This window comes from Pseudonocardia sp. TMWB2A (genome assembly GCF_017312135.1).
Window position 1 is genome coordinate 2,979,625 of record NZ_QKQY01000002.1, and the last position, 18,068, is coordinate 2,997,692.

Genomic DNA, 18,068 nt, shown 5'->3' on the forward strand with positions numbered 1-18,068 from the left:
CCCGCGGGGTGCGGACCCGGTCGCCGCGCGGCGGTGGTCACCACCGCGCGAACGCCTCCCCGGCCAGCCCGATCACGACCGGCACGATGCCGAGGACCAGGAAGGCGGGCAGGAAGCAGAGCCCCAGCGGGGCGGTGATGCGGACCGCGGCGCGCTGCGCCCGCTCCTCGGCGAGGTCCGCCATATCGGCGCGCAGCCGGGCCGCCTCCGACGCGGCGGAGCGTCCGAGAGCGGCACCGGTACGGGCCGACCGGCCCGCCGCGCGGGCGAACCCGGCGAGCTCGGGGACCGGACCGGCGGCGGCCCAGGCGTCGTCGGGGTCGGCGCCCAGGGCGAGCAGACCCGCGACCCGGCGCAACGCCTCCCCGGCCGGGCCGTCGAGCCGCCGGGCCGCGGCTCCGACGGCGTCCGCGACGGCGAGACCGGCGGCCAGACAGGTCGCCAGGAGGTCCCAGGCGGCGGCCAGGTCCGCGGAGTCCACCCGCGCGGCCGGCCCGCGGGCCGCCCGCCGGGCGAGCCACAACAGCCCGCCGCCCGCCGCCGCGCCGACGACCGCACCACCCGCCCCACCGAGGGCTCCGCCGAGCGCGGCCCCGGCAGGGACCAGCACCGCGAGGACCGCGGTGCGGGGCGGCGCCGCGGCCGCAGCCGTGCCGACGACGGCCCGCAGCCCGCGCAGCCGTCCCGGCCCGGGACGCCCGCCGCCGACGGCCAGGGCGAGCGCGGCGAGCCCGAGCGCGGCCGCGGTCACTTCGGCACCGCCGCACGCAGGATCCGGTCGGCCCACGCCGCCCCGGCGACCGTGAGGACGACCCCGGTCAGCAGCAGCGCCGGCCCGTGCAGGCCGGTGCGCAGCACGGTCAGCGGCGCGATACCCATGAGCTGCCCGAGACCGATCCCGGCCAACGGCAACCCGGTCAGCACCGACGCCGTCGCCCGGGGTCCGGCGAGCTGGGCCCGCACCCGGGCGCCGTGCGCGATCCGCCAGCGGATGTCGTCGAGCAGCCCGGTGAGCAGGTCGGCGAGCGGGGCGCCGTGGGTGTCGGCGAGCTCCCAGGCCGAGGCGATCCGCTCGACGTCGCGCCGGGCGGGACCCCGCGCCGTCCGGCGCAGTGCCTCCGGTACCGGCTCACCGATCCGCGCGGCGACCGCCGCCGGCTCGAGCAGCGCGCGGGCGAGCGGCCCGTCGTGCACGTGCCCGGCCAGCGCGGCCGCGGGGTGCGCCCCGGTGCGCAGCTCGTCGGTGATCCGGGCGAGCGCGTCGGCGAGCTCGGCCGCCGTCGACCCGGCCCGTTCCGCGGCGCGGCGTGCGGCGACCCGGCGCCGCACCCCCCACGCCACCCCTGCTGCGCACACCGCACCGGCGGGGCCCAGGAGCAGCCACCCCAGCGGCGCGGCGAGCAGGGGCAACGGCGGAGCGAGCAGCCGGGCCGTCGGGAGGCCGATCGCGGTGCCGGTCAGGGCCCGCCACCGGGACCGGCCCGGCGCCGCGGGCAGTGTCAGCACCGCCAGCGCGAGCAGGGCGGGGACCGCGACGCCCTGCGGAGTCCCGGGCAGTGTGCTCAGCACGGCACACCGACCCCGCGCTCGCGCAGCAGCGTGGCGAGCTCGTCGCGGCCCGGTCCGGCCCCGCTGCCGCGGCTCCAGGCGGCCGTGACGCGGGGGGTGCCGTCGTCGGCGCGGCCCAGCACGCCGATCTCGTCGAGCGTCCGGCCGGCGCCGGGGCGGCGTCGCATGTGCAGCACGACCTGGACGGCGGCGGTCAGCTGCCCGTCGAGCGCGGCGGGGGACATCCCGCCGAGCCCGGCCAGCGCGCGCATCCGGGCCGGGATCTCGCGGACCGAGTTGGCGTGCACGGTGCAGCCGCCGCCGTCGTGACCGGTGTTCATGGCGGCCAGCAGGTCGCACACCTCGGCGCCGCGGGCCTCGCCGACGACCAGCCGGTCCGGACGCATCCGCAACGCCTGACGCACCAGCTCACGCAGCGGCACCCCACCCGAGCCCTCGATGTTCGGCGGCCGGGCGACCAGCCGCACGACGTGCGGATGGCGCGGGGAGAGCTCCTCGGCGTCCTCGACGGTGATCAGTCGCTCGCCCGGGTCGACCGCGCCCAGCAGCGCGTTGAGCAGCGTGGTCTTGCCACTGCCCGTCCCACCGGCCACGAGCACGGCCAGCCGGGCGGTGACGATCGCGCGCAGCAGGGCCTCGCCGGTCGCGTCGAGGGTGCCGGTCCGCCGGAGCGCGGCCAGGTCGTGTCCGGCGGGGCGCAGCACCCGCAGCGAGATCGCGGTCCCGGCGGCCGCCACCGGTGGGAGGACGGCGTGCAGCCGGACCCCGGCGTCGGGGAGCCTGCCGTCGACGCAGGGACTCGCGTCATCGAGGCGGCGGCCCGCGGCGAGCGCCAGGCGCTGGGCGAGGCGCCGGACCGCGGCCTCGTCGGCGAAGGTGATGCCGGTGCGGCGCAGCCCGTCGCCGCGGTCGACCCAGACGGCGTCGGGCGCGGTGACCAGCACGTCGGTGGTCGCCGGGTCGCGCAGCAGCGCGTCGAGAGGGCCTGCTCCGGTGAACTCCTGGCGCAGGGTGCGGAGCGCGGCGAGGACGTCCAGATCGGACGCGACCCCACCGGACTCGGCCCGCACCGCCGCGGCGACGGCGGCCGGCCCGGTCTCGCCGCCGGCGTCGGCCAGCCGGGCCCGCACCCGGTCGACCAGCGGGTTCACGACGCCGCCCGCCGGGAGGCGGCCGTGCCGGAGAGGCGCTCGTGCACGGCCCGGGCCGCGGTGGCGAGCGGGCCCCGCCCCGAGCCGGGGGTCCACCCCCGTTCGAGGGCACCGGCGAGGTCCCGCTCCGGGCGCATGGTCGTGAGCAACGACAGGCCGAGGGAGGCGACCACCTCGTCGGGGGTGATGCCGCCGGGGGACGGCCCGCGCACGACCAGCTCCACCGCCCGGGCGTGCTCGGCGAGCACGTCGGCGACCCGGGCGGCCGCGGCACAGGACCGCAGCCCGGCGGGGACCACCAGGACGGTCAGATCGGCGGTGCCGAGAGCGGTGAGTGCGGCGTCGGTGGGGTAGCGGGGCAGGTCGCACACGACGGTGCCGCCCGCGCGACGCCCGGCGTCGAGGACCGCGGTGACCGCGGCCGGCTCGGGGCCGTGCGGGGAGCGCGCGCAGGACAGCACCGACAACGCGGTGCGCCCGGACCCGGCCCGCGGCAGCGCGGCGTGCAGCGACGCGGCGCGCACCCGGCCGTCGCCGACCGACAGCTCCGGCCAGCGCAGCCCGGCCTCCTGCTCCAGCCCGACCATCAGGTCGAGGCCGCCGCCGAGCGGGTCGCAGTCGACCAGCAGCGCGGACTCCCCGGCCCGTGCGGAGGTCAGCGCGACGGCGGTGGCGAGCACCGAGGCGCCCGCCCCACCGCTGCCGCCGACCACGGCCAGCACCCGGCCGGCCCGCCCGTCGCCCGCTGCGCGCTCCCGGGCGTCGGCGAGGATGCCGGCCAGCCCGGCCTCGCCCTGGGGGAGCTGCACGACCCGGTCCGCGCCGAGGGCGACCGCGATCCGCCAGTCCTCCGCGGCGGGCTCGCCGGGGACGGTGATCACGACGCCGTCGCGGCGGGGGAAACCGGCCTCGCCGCAGCGCCGGGCCCCGGCCCGGTCGAGCAGCACGACCGGTGCGCGAGCCCAGGCACGGCGGGCGTCGGCCGCGTCGACCGCGCGCTGGGCGTCCATGTCGGCGGCCGCGGCGAGCCGCAGCAGCGCGTCGAGCAGCTCGGGATCGTCGGCCACGATCAGGCAGCGCCGGTCCATCGCGTCGTCCTCCACACCGGCCCGCCGGTGCGGGCCCCGGTGTCGAGCGTGCGGTCCCGGGAGGGTCTCGCCGGCCCCGATCGCGGGCCTGTGGACAACTTCGTGGAAACGGCTCGACCTGTGGACAACCCACCGGTTCCGTCGGTGTCGTGCGGGAGGATGGAGCACGGGGGAGGGCCCTCGCGGGCGCGCCATGGAGGAGCAGCACCGGAGCGGCGAGGAGCACACCGGGGAGGCGGGCGACCGACACGACCGTGTCGTCCCGACCCCGGACGCAGGACGACCCCCGCCAGGGGGGATTGGCGGGGGCCGTCGGGCGGTTCAGCCCCGGGGGGTCGAGCTGAACCCGCTCGGACCACGTCCGAGCTCGGTCAACTGTAGCCGGAACATGCCGGTCGCGCCCATACTCCGGCCGTGGGCTGCGCCGACCGGTACCGGCGACGATGTCGCTCTTGACCCCGACGGGGTGAACTGCACCACTGACCGGTGAGCGCGTCCGGGCGACCGGTCGCGTACGGCCGATTACTCTCCGCTGCTGGTCATCGGCCTGCTCGTACCCCCGGCCGGGCGGTGCGAGGACGGGCGGCGCCCACCGTGGGGCCGACGGTCGGCGGGGTGTGGACGGAGTCGGGGACCGGGGACGGGGCGCGTCCCGGTTCGGGCAGGCTGGACGGCGTGCCCGAGTCCTCCACAGCCCCCGTCGCCCCGGACCGGACCGCCGGTGCCGCCGTTCCCCAGGCGGTGTTCCTCGACCTCGACAACACGATCATCGCCGGGTCGAGCGCGCTGGCGTTCGCGCGTCCGTTCGCCCGCGCCGGCCTGATCGACCGCGCGACCGTCCTGCGCGGGGCGTGGGCCCAGCTGCTGCTCGTGCTCGCCGGGGCGGACGCGTCCACGATGGACACCCTGCGCCGGCGGATGGTGCTGATCTGCCAGGGCTGGGAGGTCGCGCGGGTCCGTGCGATCGTCGCCGAGACGCTGCAGGAGATCGTGGGTCCGCTCGTCTACCCCGAGGCGGTCCGGCTGATCGAGCACCACCGCGCGCAGGGGGCGGAGATCGTGCTGCTGTCGGCGTCGGGGCTGGAAGTCGTCGAGCCGATCGCCGAGCTGGTCGGGATCACGCGCTTCCGGGCGACCCGGATGCACATCGAGGACGGCCGCTACGCCGGGGAGATCGCGTTCTACTGCTACGGCGAGGGCAAGGCCGTCGCGGCCCGGGAGATCGCCGAGGAGCTGGGGCTCGACCTCGCGCGGTGTGCCGCCTACACCGACTCGATCACCGACCTGCCGCTGCTGGAGGCGGTCGGGCAGCCGTCCGTCGTGAACCCGGACCGGGAGCTGCGGGCGATCGCCCGTGAGCGGGGGTGGCCGGTGCTCGCGTTCGTGCGCGCCGCCTCCCGCCGGGACCGGCTGTTCCGGCTGCGCGACCGGCTGTCCGACCGGTTCGCGGCCGGGGCCCGGGGTGGTGCTCACGCCGGCCCGGCGGCCGATGGGACCGGCGAGGAGACCGGCGGGGTCGGTGCGGGCGAACCGTGGCGGGATCCGGCGCTGCTCGGTGCGGCCGCGGTCGGCGGGGTGCTCGCGGCGCTGGTGGCGGGGGCGGCCGGCACCCGGTCCGCCCGCGGTGGCCGCTGAGGTGATGGCCGGCCTGCGGGCGGGGCGCTGCCGGCCTCGCCGAGCGGCCCGCGCCCGTCCTCACCGCGGCTGCCGCGCCCTCGACCGCGGCGCGCCCGTCGATCAGTACGTCGGTGCTGTCCGGGTATCCCGCGACCACGCTCATGTACTGATCGACACGCGGTGAGCGGACTGCCGGGTGGCGGAGCGCGGGACGGTGCGGTGCACCCCGGGGCGACCGTCGATCAGTACATGAATGCTGCTCGGCCGCCGGCAAACAGCGCTGATGCACTGATCGACGGAGCCTCGCGGGCCGGTGTGGCGGGCGTGGTGCGGCGTGGCCGGCTGTGCCGGTGCGGGCAGCGGGTCGGCCGTGCCGGTGCGGGCAAGGGGGCGGCCGTGCCGGTGCGGGGAGTGGGCCGGTCGTGCTGATGTGGGTAGCGCGGCAGGCGTGCCGAAGCGGACGGCGTGGCCGGCGGTGCCGATGCGGGTACCGCGGCGGCCGTGCCGGTGCCGGTAGTGGGGCGACCGGAGCGGGCAGGGAGCGACCGGCGACCGGTGCGGGTGGTGGGGCCGCCGTGCCGGTGCGGACAGCGGGGCGGCCGACGACCGGTGCGGACCGTGTCGGGCCGGAATGCGGCCCGGATGCCGGGCGCGACCGCCGTCCGGGCGTCGTCGTCCACCCACCCGGCGGCCGTCGACGGTCACCCTGTGCTGCTGAACCGGTGCATCCCGGTGCGAGGGTTGCCCACATCACGTTCCGGGTCTACGAAGGAGTCACGGACCCCGGCCGGGCCAGGGGCGTCTCGGAGGAGAAGAGGCGTCTCCCCTGACCGGGCTCCGTACGTGGGAACCGGATCACGTCCACGCCGAGCACGCCGCGGGAGGCATGTCGTCGTGGGCCTGCGAACCGGGACGCCGGGCGCCGAGGCCGCACAACACGACACGTAGTGCACGCCAGGACGCCGGTTCCCACGTCGGGCCGGGTGGCGCCCCTCGGGGCACCACCCGGCTCTGTCATGTCCGAGGTCGTGTCCGAGCCCGGCCGGGGCGGGAGGTCCGTGCCGAGTGCGTGGCCTCAGCCGGACTGCGCCGCGGCGATCGACAGGCCCTCCCGGCCGCCCGCCTCCCACTCCGCGCAGGTGTGGACGATCCAGCGGGCCAGACCGTCGGGCGTCCCGGACGCGAACGCCGCCGCGGCCTCCCGGTACTCCGCGGTGCGGCGCAGGAACCCCACCTCGGGCACCGACAGACCGCGCGGGTCCAGCCCGGTCGACATCGCGGTCAGCCGGGCCGCGGCCCGGGCCACGACGCCGTCGGCGGTGCCGAACGGGGCCAGGGTCAGCAGCTCGCCGTGCACGACGGCGACCAGCACCGGTGCCGGCACGGAGGTGCCCCCGCCGATCAGGTCGGCCAGCGCCGCGAGCCGTCCCGACGTCGCCGGGCGCGGCCTGCCCAGCACCTGCTCGTGCTCGGCGGCGGGCACGAGGTCGCCCGCGGCCAGCACGTGCAGCCGGGCGAGCCCCTGCAGCGGCGCGCGACCCCAGGTGTCGAGGAGCTTCGCGCGCTCGTCGGCGATCCGGACGGCGCCCGCGAGGACCGGGTCCGAGACGTGGTCGGCGGTGACCGGCCGCAGCGGGGCCCCGTCGACCGCGGCGGAGGAGCGGGCCGCGCGCAGGGCGGCCTCGGCGGCCGTCGCGGGCCAGCCGCGCCGGTTGACCGGCTGGTTGTGCACCTCGGTGGCCGCGTCGCGGGCGCGGGAGACCGCCTCGGCGACGCCGGGGAGGGCGGCGAGCGGGGCGAGCGGATCGGCTGCTGCGGGGCGGGCCATGGGCGTCATCGTCCCAACCCGTGGGTTACCGTCGGGTAGTACCCCTGCGGTGTGGACCGCTCGGCGACCGGTCGTGGTGATCCACCGACCGCCGGACGTCCGTCCGTCCGCCGTCGATGGTCTCGCGAACCCCCGTGACGCACCCGGGGGTGGCCCCCGACCTGCGCGGACGGTCAGGTGTGGCCCTTGTGTCCCGTCCGTACCTGTCCCGACAGACGGTGCACGGGCCACGACGTTTCACTAGCGTCGGACAGCACACGTGCGCGCACACCGAGTGCGCCCGAGGCCGCCACGCCGGCCCGAAGTGACCCGCCGCGTCGAGGAGGACACGAGGACATGGCCGAGTCCGAGAAGAGTTCTGCGCTCAGCGCACTCTCCACCGAGAGCAGGTCGTTCCCGCCGTCGGAGGAGTTCGCGTCGCAGGCGAACGCCACCGCCGACTGGTACGAGCGCGCCGACTCCGACCGCGAGGGGTTCTGGGCCGAGCAGGCCGACCGGCTGCACTGGACGACGAAGTGGGACACCGTCCTGGACTGGCAGCCCCCGTTCGCGAAGTGGTTCGTCGGCGGTGAGCTGAACGTCGCCTACAACTGCGCCGACCGGCACGTCGAGGCGGGCAACGGCGACCGCGTCGCCATCCACTGGGAGGGCGAGCCCGGCGACTCCCGCACCATCACCTACGCCGACCTGCAGCGTGAGGTCTCCAAGACCGCGAACGCGCTGACCGAGCTGGGCGTCGGCAAGGGCGACCGCGTCGCCATCCAGCTGCCGATGATCCCCGAGGCCGTGTTCTCGATGCTGGCCTGCGCCCGCCTGGGCGCGCTGCACAGCGTCGTGTTCGGCGGGTTCTCCCCGGGCGCGCTCAAGGCGCGCATCGAGGACGCCGAGGCCAAGGTGCTGATCACCAGCGACGGCCAGTACCGCCGCGGCAAGCCGGCTCCGATGAAGGAGAACACCGACGAGGCCGTCGAGGGCACCTCGATCGAGAAGGTCCTCGTCGTCAAGCGGACCGAGACCGACGTGCCGTGGACCGACGGCCGCGACGTGTGGTGGCACGACGTCGTCGACGGTGCCTCCGACCAGCACACCCCGGAGTCCTTCGACTCCGAGCACCCGCTGTTCATCCTCTACACCTCGGGCACCACCGGGAAGCCGAAGGGCATCCTGCACACCTCCGGCGGCTACCTCACGCAGTCCGCCTACACCCACAACGTGGTGTTCGACCACAAGCCGGGCGAGAGCGTCTACTGGTGCACCGCCGACATCGGCTGGGTCACCGGGCACACCTACATCGTCTACGGGCCGCTCGCCAACGGCGCCACGCAGGTGATCTACGAGGGCACGCCGAACACCCCGCACGAGGGCCGGCACTGGGAGATCGTCGACAAGTACAAGGTCTCGATCTACTACACCGCCCCGACGCTGATCCGCACGTTCATGAAGTGGGGCGAGGACATCCCCGCGAAGTACGACCTGTCCTCGCTGAAGGTGCTCGGCACGGTCGGCGAGCCGATCAACCCCGAGGCCTGGATGTGGTTCCGGGAGAAGATCGGCAAGGAGAACTGCCCGATCGTCGACACCTGGTGGCAGACCGAGACCGGCTCGCAGATGATCGCGCCGCTCCCGGGCGTCACCGCGACCAAGCCGGGCTCGGCCATGCGCGCGCTGCCGGGCATCTCCGCCACCGTCGTCGACGACACCGGCACCCCGGTCGGCAACGGCGAGGGCGGCTACCTGGTCCTCGACAAGCCGTGGCCGTCGATGCTGCGCGGCATCTGGGGCGACACCGAGCGCTACAAGGACACCTACTGGTCCCGCTTCGCCGAGCAGGGCTACTACTTCGCCGGTGACGGCGCCAAGTACGACGACGACGGCGCCATCTGGCTGCTCGGCCGCGTCGACGACGTCATGAACATCTCCGGGCACCGCATCTCGACCACCGAGGTGGAGTCGGCGCTGGTCAGCCACCCGACCGTCGCCGAGGCCGCGGTCGTGGGCGCCTCGGACGAGACCACCGGCCAGGGGATCGTCGCGTTCGTCATCCTGCGCGGGAGCGCGTCGAAGGACGAGGCGAAGGGCGAGGAGGCCATCAAGGCGCTCCGCGACCACGTCTCCAAGGAGATCGGCCCGATCGCCAAGCCGCGCCAGATCCTCGTCGTGGAGGAGCTGCCGAAGACCCGCTCCGGCAAGATCATGCGCCGCCTGCTGCGCGACGTCGCCGAGAACCGGGACGTCGGCGACGTCTCGACCCTCGCCGACTCGTCGGTGATGGACCTGATCTCGTCCGGCATGAGCGAGTCCAAGGAGGACTGACCCTCCGGTCCCGGCGGCCCCGGGCCCGTGCACACCGCACGGGACCCGGGGCCGATCGGCGACACTGGTCGGCGTGGACGAGCCGATCGAGGTGCGGCGGGGCTTCGTCGTGCCCGCCCGCGAGCTGCACTGGCGGTTCTCCCGCGCCTCGGGCCCCGGCGGGCAGGGCGTCAACACCACCGACTCGCGGGTGGAGCTGTCCTTCGACCTCGCGGCGTCGCCGAGCGTGCCGGAGGACCTGCGCGACCGCGCCCTGTCACGGCTGGCGAACCGGCTCGTCGACGGCGTGCTGACCGTCGTCGCCTCCGAGCACCGCAGCCAGCTCCGCAACCGCGAGGCCGCCCGCGGGCGGCTCGCGACCCTGCTCGGCGAGGCGACCGCGGCGGGCCCGCGCACCCGTCGCCCGACCCGTCCGACGCGCGGGTCGCAGCGTCGCAGGCTCGACGCCAAGAACCGGCGCGGACAGATCAAGAAACTGCGCGGCCGCCCGGACGAGTGAGGCCGTGTCCCCGGCGTGGCGTAGCCGAGCGGGTCGCCGGACCCCGTGGCACGATGGCGGCTCACCGAACGACGGCCGTCCGGGGGATCCCCAGCGCCCCGGGTAGGCGAGTGCACCAGCAGGAGGGAAGACGGTGGCCAGCAACAGCCAGTCGGGCAACGCGGAGGTTCCGCCGGTCCTGCCCTCGATCCCGCTCACGAACGAGCCGGGGCCGCGCGACGCGTCCCTCGGTGCCCTCGCGAAGGACGTCACCACCCACCTCTCCACCCTGGTCCGGTCGGAGGTGGAGCTCGCCAAGGCCGAGGTCACGGCCGAGGTGAAGAAGGGCGTGCAGGGCAGCGTCTTCTTCGTGATCGCCGCGGTGATCGGGCTGTTCAGCCTGTTCTACCTGTTCTTCACCCTCGCCGAGTTCCTCTCGCTGTGGCTCAACCGCGCCGCGGGCTTCGGGATCACGTTCCTGTTCATGCTGCTCGTCGCCGGCCTGTTCGGCTTCCTCGGCTACCTGCGGGTCCGCAAGATCCGCAAGCCCGAGCGCACCATCGACTCGCTCAAGGACTCCGCCCAGGTGCTCGCCCAGCGCGGCCACCGCGGTGACCGCGACAACGTCCGCGAGATCGCCGACGGCACCTCCGGGCGGCACGCCGCCGCGGGCTGATCCGGCGTGTCCGCAGCGACCGGTACCCCGCCCGACCCCTCGGTCGTCCGGGTGCCCGGTCCGTGGACGCACCGCGCGGTGTCGGCCAACGGCATCCGCATCCACCTCGCCGAGTACGGCCCGCCGACCGGCCCGCTGGTCGTGCTGCTGCACGGCTTCCCGGAGTTCTGGTGGACCTGGCGCCACCAGCTCCTCGCCCTCGGCGACGCCGGCTACCGGGTCGTCGCGCCCGACCTGCGCGGCTACGGCGACACCGACAAGACGCCCCGCGGCTACGACCTGTGGACCCTCGCCGGTGACTGCGCCGGGCTGATCCGGGCGCTCGGGGAGCCGCGTGCCCACGTCGTCGGGCACGACTGGGGTGCCGCGATCGGCTGGACGGTCGCCACGCTGCACCCGCGGCTGGTCGTCTCGCTCACCGGGCTCGGGGCGCCGCACCCGGTCGTCATGCGCGACGCGGTGCTGCGCGACCCGCTCGGGCAGGGCCGCGCGAGCCGCTACATGGCCGGGTTCCAGCTGCCGCGGCTGCCGGAGCGTTCCCTGCGTGCCGACGGCGGCGCCCGGGTCGGGCGGATCATGCGGGCGTGGGCGGGTCCGGAGTGGGCCGCCACCACCGACTTCGCCGACGCCGTCGCCCGCAACGCGGAGGCGATGCGGATCTCCACCGTCGCCCACTGCAGCCTCGAGTACTACCGCTGGTCGATGCGCTCCCAGGTGCGCCCCGACGGCCGCCGCTTCGCCCGCGAGCTCTCCCGGCCGGTCGGGGTGCCGGTGCTGCAGGTGCACGGCGCCGACGACCCGTGCGTGCTCGACACCACCATGCGCGGCGACGAGCGGTTCGCCGGTGCCGGGCTGACCCACCACACGCTCCCGGCCACCGGGCACTTCCCGCAGCAGGAGCACCCCACCCACGTCACCGCGCTGATCGGGGCCCACCTGCAACGCTGCGACGGCTGAGCGGACACCGGTTCCCCGTCGTCCGACGTGCACGGATACGCTCGGCCACCGTGCGGATCCTGATCGTGGGAAGCGGTGCGCGTGAGCACGCCATCGCCGTGGCTCTGGCGCAGGACCCGGAGGTGACGGCGCTCGCTGTCGCCCCCGGCAACGCGGGGACGGCCGCGGTGTCCGAGCAGCTCGGGCTCGACGTCACCGACAACGGCGCCGTCGTCGACGTGGCGCGGACCTGGCAGGCGGACCTCGTGGTCGTCGGGCCGGAGGGCCCGCTGGTCAACGGTGCGGCCGACGCGGTGCGCGAGGCCGGCATCCCCTGCTTCGGCCCGAGCGCCGAGGCGGCCCGGATCGAGGGGTCCAAGGCGTTCGCGAAGGCCGTCATGAGCGCGGCCGGGGTACCGACGGCCTCGTCGGTCGTCGTCGACAACCCGGCGCACCTCGACACCGCGCTGTCGGTGTTCACCCCGCCCTACGTCGTCAAGGACGACGGGCTGGCCGCGGGCAAGGGCGTCGTCGTGTCCGGCGACATCGAGGTGGCCCGCGCGCACGCCCTCGGGCTGCTCGACGCCGGCCACCCGGCGCTGCTGGAGTCCTTCCTCGACGGCCCCGAGGCGTCGCTGTTCTGCCTCGTCGACGGCGCCACCGTGGTGCCGCTGCTGCCCGCGCAGGACTTCAAGCGCGTCGGCGACGACGACTCCGGCCCCAACACCGGCGGCATGGGCGCCTACTGCCCGCTGCCCTGGGCGGGCGAGGACCTCGCCGAGGAGCTGGTCGCCGGGGTCGTCGCGCCGGTCGCCGAGGAGATGGTGCGCCGCGGCACCCCGTTCACCGGGCTGCTCTACGCCGGTCTCGCGCTGACCTCGCAGGGCCCGGCGGTCATCGAGTTCAACTGCCGCTTCGGGGACCCGGAGACCCAGGCCGTGCTGGCGCTGCTGCGCACCCCGCTGTCGCAGCTGCTGCTCGCCACCGCGACCGGCACCCTCGCCGAGCAGCCCGCGATCGAGTGGGCCGACGGGTCGGCGGTGACGGTCGTCGTCGCCGCGGAGGGCTACCCGGCCACCCCGCGGCTCGGTGACGTCATCACCGGCGCCGAGGGGGAGGGCGTGCTGCACGCCGGCACCCGTCGCCGCGACGACGGCGCGGTCGTCTCCTCCGGCGGGCGCGTCCTGTCGGTCGTGGGCACCGGCTCCGACCTCGCCGCCGCCCGGGCCGAGGCCTACGCCCGCCTGGAGCCGGTCCGCCTTGCGGGCTCGCACCACCGCACCGACATCGGTCTGAAGGCCGAGCGCGGAGAGGTCAGCGTGCCCGTCGCGCAGGCCTGATGTTGCGCGGGTGTTACCGCCGCATGGCGCAACGCCAATAGTCCGAATGGCCTGACCTGGGCCTCCGTATCCGGTTGTTCGATGATCATGAAGAGCCGGTAAAACCGGACACCAGGGTTTGATCTCCACCGGTTCGTCGAGGAATCGTCCTGTGGCACAGGGGCACAGCCGGTGTCCCTGAACCACAGGAGGATCACCATGGCCCACGCTCCCCAGCAGGCCCGTCGTCGTCGCGCCCTCGCCCTCGTGGGTGGCGTCGTCGCCGCGCCGCTCGCCGCCTTGGCGCTCACCGGCACCGCGCAGGCGGCCGAGCTGACCCCGGTCGCCGAGTACCTCGACGACACCGTCGCCGACACCGACGCGCAGATCGGCGCCGTCGTCGACGCCCTGGGCTTCGAGGCCGAGTGACACCGGGCGGGCCCCGCGCCCGCCCCGGTTCGTGAACGACCGCGCGCCCGGGAGCGGGCTCCCGCCCGGGCGCGCGGTCCGGTCCCGTGCGGGGCCGCCGCCTAGGCTCGGCGGCGTGACCCGCCTGACCGTCGCCGCCCGTGCCGCCGTCGCCCCGTTCCACGTCATGGACGTCTGGGCGGCCGCCGCCGAACGGGCCCGCACCCACGGCGACCTGATCAACCTCTCGGCCGGGCAGCCGTCGACCCCGGCGCCGGAACCGGTGCGCGCGGCCGCCGTCGCCGCCCTGAACGAGCAGGTACTCGGCTACACCGTCGCCCCCGGCATCGCGGAGCTGCGCGAGGCCGTCGCCGGGCACTACCGGCGCACCCGGGACCTGGAGGTCGACCCGGGCGACGTCGTGCTCACCACCGGGTCCTCCGGCGGGTTCCTGCTCGCCTTCCTCGCCGCGTTCGACGCGGGCGACCGCGTCGCCATGGCCCGCCCCGGCTACCCCTGCTACCGCAACATCCTCGCCGCGCTGGGCTGCGAGGTCGTCGAGCTGCCGTGCGGTCCGGCGACCCGGTTCCAGCCCACCGTGGAGATGCTCGAGGCGCTCGACGAGCCGGTGAAGGGCCTGATCGTGGCCAGCCCGGCGAACCCCACCGGCACCGTCCTCGACCCCGCCGAGCTGGCGGCGCTCGCGTCGTACTGCGAGGAGCGCGGCATCCAGCTCGTCAGCGACGAGATCTACCACGGCATCACGTTCCCGGGCAGCCCCGCGACGAGCAGCGCCTGGGAGACCTCGCGGGAGGCCGTGCTGGTCAACTCGTTCTCGAAGTACTTCTCGATGACCGGCTGGCGGCTCGGCTGGCTGGTGTGCCCGCCGCGGCTGCGCCGCACCGTGGAGGGGCTGGCCGGCAACTTCACCGTCTGCCCGCCCGCGCTGCCCCAGCACGCGGCGCTCGCCGCGTTCGACGAGGCGAGCTACGCCGAGGCCGACTCCCACGTCGTGCGCTACGGCCGCAACCGGGACCTGCTGCTCGACGGCCTGCGCGGGCTCGGGATCACCCGGCTCGCCCCCGCCGACGGCGCGTTCTACGTCTACGCCGACATCGCGCACCTGCTGCGCGCGGGCGAGGACTCGATGGGGCTGACCTACCGGCTGCTCGCCGAGACCGGCACCGCCGTCGCACCGGGGCAGGACTTCGACCCGGTCGACGGCGGCGCCTACATCCGCTTCTCCGGCGCCGGGACGCCCGAGGGCATCACCGAGGCGCTGGAGCGGCTGCGGGCCTGGGTCTGAGCGGGCCTCAGAGCACCAGCTCGGGCTTCACCGCCGTCGCCGTCCACACCCGCTTGCGGTACGCCGCGAACGTCGCCAGCGCCAGCGCCCCGACGAACCAGGCCAGCAGCACCGGCACCGCCGTCCCGACCACCCCGGCCAGCTCACCGCCGTACATCAGGTGGCGCAGCGCGTCGACGGCGTAGCCCATCGGCATCACGTGGTGCACCGGGTAGAGCGGCCCGGGGATGGTCTGCCACGGGAACGTGCCGCCCGCCGAGACGAGCTGCAGCACCATCAGGACCAGCCCGAGGAACTGCCCGACCGCGCCGAGCAGGGCGTTGAGGGCGTGCACGATCGCGGTGAACGTCATCGAGGTCAGCCACAGCAGCGCCAGCGTCGCGAACGGGTGCACCGGGGTGATCCCCAGCAGCAGCGACACCACCGCGTACATGCCGGTCACCTGCACGACTCCCAGCAGTCCGGCCGGGATCCAGCCGCCCAGCGCGATCCGCAGCGGGCTCTGCCCGGCCGCGATCGCCCGTCGGGACAGGGGCTGGACCAGCAGGAACAGCACGTAGCCGCCGATCCAGGTGGCGAGCGCCATGAAGAACGGGGCCAGCCCGGCGCCGTAGGTGTCGGCCTGGGAGTAGGCGACGTCGCGGGTGGCGACGGGGTCGCCGATGTTCGCGGCGGTCGCCTCCCGGACGCCCGGGGCCGGGTTCGGGATGTCGTCCAGGCCCGAGGCCAGGCCGTCGTGCAGCTGCGTCACGCCGGTGGCGAGCTCACCGGTACCCGAGTCGAGCCGGCGCGCCCCGTCGGCGAGCCGGTCGGTCCCGTCGACGGCGGTGCGCTCCCCGGCGACGAGCTGGTCCGCCCCGGTCCGCAGCGCGGTGGCGCCGGTGGACAGCTGCGTGGCGCCGTCGGAGAGCTTCCGGACGCCGCCGGACAGCTCGGTCGCGCCGTCGCGCAGGGTCCCGGCGCCGTCGGCGGCGCTCGCGATGCCGCGGCTGAGCTGCGGGGCCGACGCGGCGAGCTGCTCGGCGCCGTCGGCGACCTGCCCCGCGCCGGAACCGAGGCGGTCGAGCTGCCCGGACACCTGCTGGACGCGGGCGTTGCCGTCGACCAGCGGCTGCTTCGCGGTCGCCAGCGCGGCCAGGGCCTGCTGCACCTGTTCCTCGGTGAACCCGCGCTCGCGCAGGCCCGCCGCGATCGTGCCGTCGGCGGCGTCGAGCTGGTCGGCCAGCCGGGCGCTCTCCTGCGCGACCCGGTCCCCGGCCGCGGCCAGCTGCGCGTTGCCGTCGGCGACCTGGCGGGCGCCGTCGGCCAGCTGCCGCGACTGCGCGGGCAGGTCGGCGGTGGCCTGACGCAGGGTGCCCAGCCCGGTCGCGAGCTCCCCGGCGCCCGAGGACAGCCGGTCCGCGCCGGCCGCGGCGGTGTTCGCCCCGGTGGCGAGGGTCCCGGCCCCGGTCGCGAGCTCGCCCGCGCCGCCGGAGAGCTGCTGGGCGCCGTCGAGGAGCTTGCGCTGCCCGGTCGCCAGCTCACCGGCGCCGGACGCCAGCCGGCCGGCCCCGTCGTGGGCGGTGGCCGCGCCGTCGGCGAGCTTCCCGGCGCCGTCCGCGGCCTCCTGGGTCTTGGTGTGGATGGTGGAGAAGCCGGTGAGGAACCGGTCCGCGGCCTGCGTCCCGACCTCCTTGGCGACCGACTCGCGGACCCGGGTGGTGAGGGTGTCGGCGATCGTGCGGGCCAGGTAGTTGTTGGCGTCGTTGGTGGTGAGCACGAGGATCCCCTGGCGCGGGGTGAACTCGCCGGAGGACTGCAGGGCGGCGGTGAAGTCGCGCGGGATCGTCACGGCGAAGGTGTAGACGTTGTCGCGGACACCGCGGTCGGCCTCGGCGGCGGAGACCCGGTGGAAGTCGAACGAGCCGGAGTCGGTCAGCTCCTTCGCGACGTCCTGGCCGACGTTCTGCGCCTTCCCGTCGGCGTCGGTGCCGCCCGCGTCGTCGACGACGAGTGCGGCGGGCACCTGGTCCAGGCGGGAGTAGGGGTCGCCGTTGGCGTAGAGGTAGAAGCCCGCGTAGAGCATCGGGATCATCAGCAGCGCGAGCACGGCCAGGACCGGCAGCCGCCCGGCGGTGATCCGCCGCAGCTCGCTGATCGCCATCCTGATCGCGCTCATGAGGTCCGCTCCGTGCTCTCGTCGCCGTCGGTGGTCCCGGGGGTGGGGTCCGGCCCGGGCAGGATCGCCGTGCCCGCGTCCTGCGGGGGCTCCGCCGTGCCGGGGGGCGGAGCGTCCGCGGCCCCGGCGGGGCGGCGGCGCAGCAGCCGCCGGGTCCAGCCCTGCGGCAGGTCGTCGGCCCCCTGCGGCGCGACGACGGTCAGCGGCCCCGTCGGGTCCTCGGGCCTGCTGTGCCGCCCGGGCGGCTCCGGCAGCGCGCCGGCGTCGCCACCGCCGAGCCGCACCGCGGGCACGCCCAGCAGCGCCGCCGACCCCTCGGTGCAGGTCACGACGACGGCGAACCCGGCGCGGGCGTGCTCGGAGGCCACCTGCCACCAGGTCACCGGGGTGCCGCCGTGCCGGTCCGGCGCGGTCAGCACGAGCACCCGTACCCCGGGGCGGGACGCGGCGAGTGCGGTCATCAGCCCGATCCGCACGGGTGCGGGCACGTCCTCGAACCGCGAGCGCACCCAGCTCTGCGCGCCCCGCGCGCCCAGCCACTCGGTCACCGCCCGCGGGGTGGTGCCGCGCCCGGCCATCGCCAGCTCCTCGCCGACGACGGTCCGCAGCGGCAGCACCGGCTCCGGCTCGCTGACCCCGGGCGTGTCGACGACGGCGACGGCGCGGCGCAGGCGGCGCGGGTCGTCGTCGCCGTCGAGGGTCACGGTGCCGTGGTCGGGCCGCATCCGCCCGGCCAGCGCCAGCGCCAGCGCGGTGTGCCCGGAGCCGGGGGTGCCCGCGACCAGCAGCACCGAGCCGGGGACGGCGCGCAGCGAGGTCGGCGCGAGCAGCACCCCGTGGGTGCCGTCGACGGCGACGCCCTCGGCGACGAGCGCCGCCTCGGGGCCGGGTGCGGCCTCGGGATCAGGGGCGGCCTCGGGATCGGGGGCGGGCGAGGGGGCGGAGCTGGTCATGACGGTCCTGCTGTCCTGGGCGCCCCGGGCCGCACGACACCCGGCGATCGCGGGTCCGCGCAGCTCACCGGCACCGGTCGTGGGTCGGAGCCACCGGCGCCCGGTGGTGCGTACGCACGGGCGCGACGGCGGCGAAAGCCTAGGCCGACGCCTGCTCCGGCGTCCGGCCGTCGCCCAGTGTGGACCCGATCGTGCGGGCCGACTTGACCTCGGACGACAGTGAGTTGACCCGGCGCGACACTGTGACGGCGGCGACGAGGGACGCCCG

15 protein-coding genes are annotated in these 18,068 nt (G+C 76.0%); 8 read left to right on the forward strand and 7 right to left on the reverse strand.

Annotation, left to right across the window (positions count from 1 at the left end; translation table 11 throughout):
• Nucleotides 1-37: 37 nt before the first annotated feature.
• Genes DMP17_RS28920 through ssd form a run of 4 tightly spaced genes read right to left on the reverse strand, consistent with a single transcriptional unit; the run spans nt 38 to nt 3,808 of the window.
• Nucleotides 38-751: a type II secretion system F family protein gene (locus DMP17_RS28920; protein WP_337831148.1), complete on the reverse strand. Its 714-nt coding sequence runs from the start codon at nt 749-751 to the stop codon at nt 38-40.
• Nucleotides 748-1,569 (reverse strand): type II secretion system F family protein, encoded by an 822-nt coding sequence (locus DMP17_RS28925; RefSeq protein WP_337831149.1) that lies wholly within the window; start codon nt 1,567-1,569, stop codon nt 748-750. Before DMP17_RS28925 ends, DMP17_RS28920 begins: the two co-directional genes overlap by 4 nt.
• Nucleotides 1,563-2,720 (reverse strand): TadA family conjugal transfer-associated ATPase, encoded by a 1,158-nt coding sequence (locus tag DMP17_RS28930; protein WP_337831150.1) that lies wholly within the window; start codon nt 2,718-2,720, stop codon nt 1,563-1,565. Before DMP17_RS28930 ends, DMP17_RS28925 begins: the two co-directional genes overlap by 7 nt.
• Nucleotides 2,717-3,808, reverse strand: coding sequence for a septum site-determining protein Ssd (ssd, locus tag DMP17_RS28935; RefSeq protein WP_337831151.1), 1,092 nt, complete (start codon nt 3,806-3,808; stop codon nt 2,717-2,719). Before ssd ends, DMP17_RS28930 begins: the two co-directional genes overlap by 4 nt.
• Before the next feature lie 675 nt (nt 3,809-4,483).
• On the opposite strand from ssd, the gene DMP17_RS28940 reads away from it, so the two are divergent.
• On the forward strand, nt 4,484-5,443 hold the full coding sequence (locus DMP17_RS28940; RefSeq protein ID WP_226354807.1) for an HAD family hydrolase: 960 nt from the start codon (nt 4,484-4,486) through the stop codon (nt 5,441-5,443).
• Between the two features lie 1,057 nt (nt 5,444-6,500).
• Here the strand turns inward: DMP17_RS28940 and DMP17_RS28945 are convergent.
• Nucleotides 6,501-7,253 (reverse strand): oxidoreductase, encoded by a 753-nt coding sequence (locus tag DMP17_RS28945; RefSeq protein WP_073575811.1) that lies wholly within the window; start codon nt 7,251-7,253, stop codon nt 6,501-6,503.
• A 336-nt stretch (nt 7,254-7,589) separates the two neighbouring features.
• Between DMP17_RS28945 and acs the strand changes: the two genes are divergently transcribed.
• From acs to DMP17_RS28980, 7 genes are all read left to right on the forward strand, one after another.
• Nucleotides 7,590-9,566, forward strand: coding sequence for an acetate--CoA ligase (acs, locus tag DMP17_RS28950; protein ID WP_337831152.1), 1,977 nt, complete (start codon nt 7,590-7,592; stop codon nt 9,564-9,566).
• A gap of 73 nt (nt 9,567-9,639) precedes the next feature.
• Nucleotides 9,640-10,065 carry an alternative ribosome rescue aminoacyl-tRNA hydrolase ArfB gene (arfB, locus tag DMP17_RS28955; RefSeq protein ID WP_226354809.1) on the forward strand — a complete coding sequence of 142 codons (426 nt, stop codon included), beginning with the start codon at nt 9,640-9,642 and terminating at the stop codon, nt 10,063-10,065.
• A 133-nt stretch (nt 10,066-10,198) separates the two neighbouring features.
• Nucleotides 10,199-10,720 carry a phage holin family protein gene (locus DMP17_RS28960; RefSeq protein ID WP_178374796.1) on the forward strand — a complete coding sequence of 174 codons (522 nt, stop codon included), beginning with the start codon at nt 10,199-10,201 and terminating at the stop codon, nt 10,718-10,720.
• 6 nt (nt 10,721-10,726) lie between these two features.
• A complete protein-coding gene (locus DMP17_RS28965) occupies nt 10,727-11,677 on the forward strand; it encodes an alpha/beta fold hydrolase (protein ID WP_226354810.1) in 951 nt (316 codons plus the stop codon).
• 50 nt (nt 11,678-11,727) lie between these two features.
• Nucleotides 11,728-12,996 (forward strand): phosphoribosylamine--glycine ligase, encoded by a 1,269-nt coding sequence (purD, locus tag DMP17_RS28970; RefSeq protein WP_226354811.1) that lies wholly within the window; start codon nt 11,728-11,730, stop codon nt 12,994-12,996.
• Between the two features lie 198 nt (nt 12,997-13,194).
• Entirely contained in the window at nt 13,195-13,404 is a 210-nt protein-coding gene (locus tag DMP17_RS28975; protein WP_139282823.1) for a hypothetical protein, read from the forward strand.
• Between the two features lie 166 nt (nt 13,405-13,570).
• A complete protein-coding gene (locus DMP17_RS28980) occupies nt 13,571-14,689 on the forward strand; it encodes a pyridoxal phosphate-dependent aminotransferase (RefSeq protein ID WP_337832744.1) in 1,119 nt (372 codons plus the stop codon).
• Nucleotides 14,690-14,696: 7 nt separating this feature from the next.
• Here DMP17_RS28980 and DMP17_RS28985 read toward each other — a convergent pair whose 3' ends face one another.
• Nucleotides 14,697-16,847, reverse strand: a complete 2,151-nt coding sequence (locus DMP17_RS28985) for a YhgE/Pip domain-containing protein (protein WP_337831153.1) — start codon at nt 16,845-16,847, stop codon at nt 14,697-14,699.
• On the reverse strand, nt 16,844-17,800 hold the full coding sequence (locus DMP17_RS28990) for an ATP-binding cassette domain-containing protein (protein WP_337831154.1): 957 nt from the start codon (nt 17,798-17,800) through the stop codon (nt 16,844-16,846). Before DMP17_RS28990 ends, DMP17_RS28985 begins: the two co-directional genes overlap by 4 nt.
• Nucleotides 17,801-18,068 lie beyond the last annotated feature (268 nt).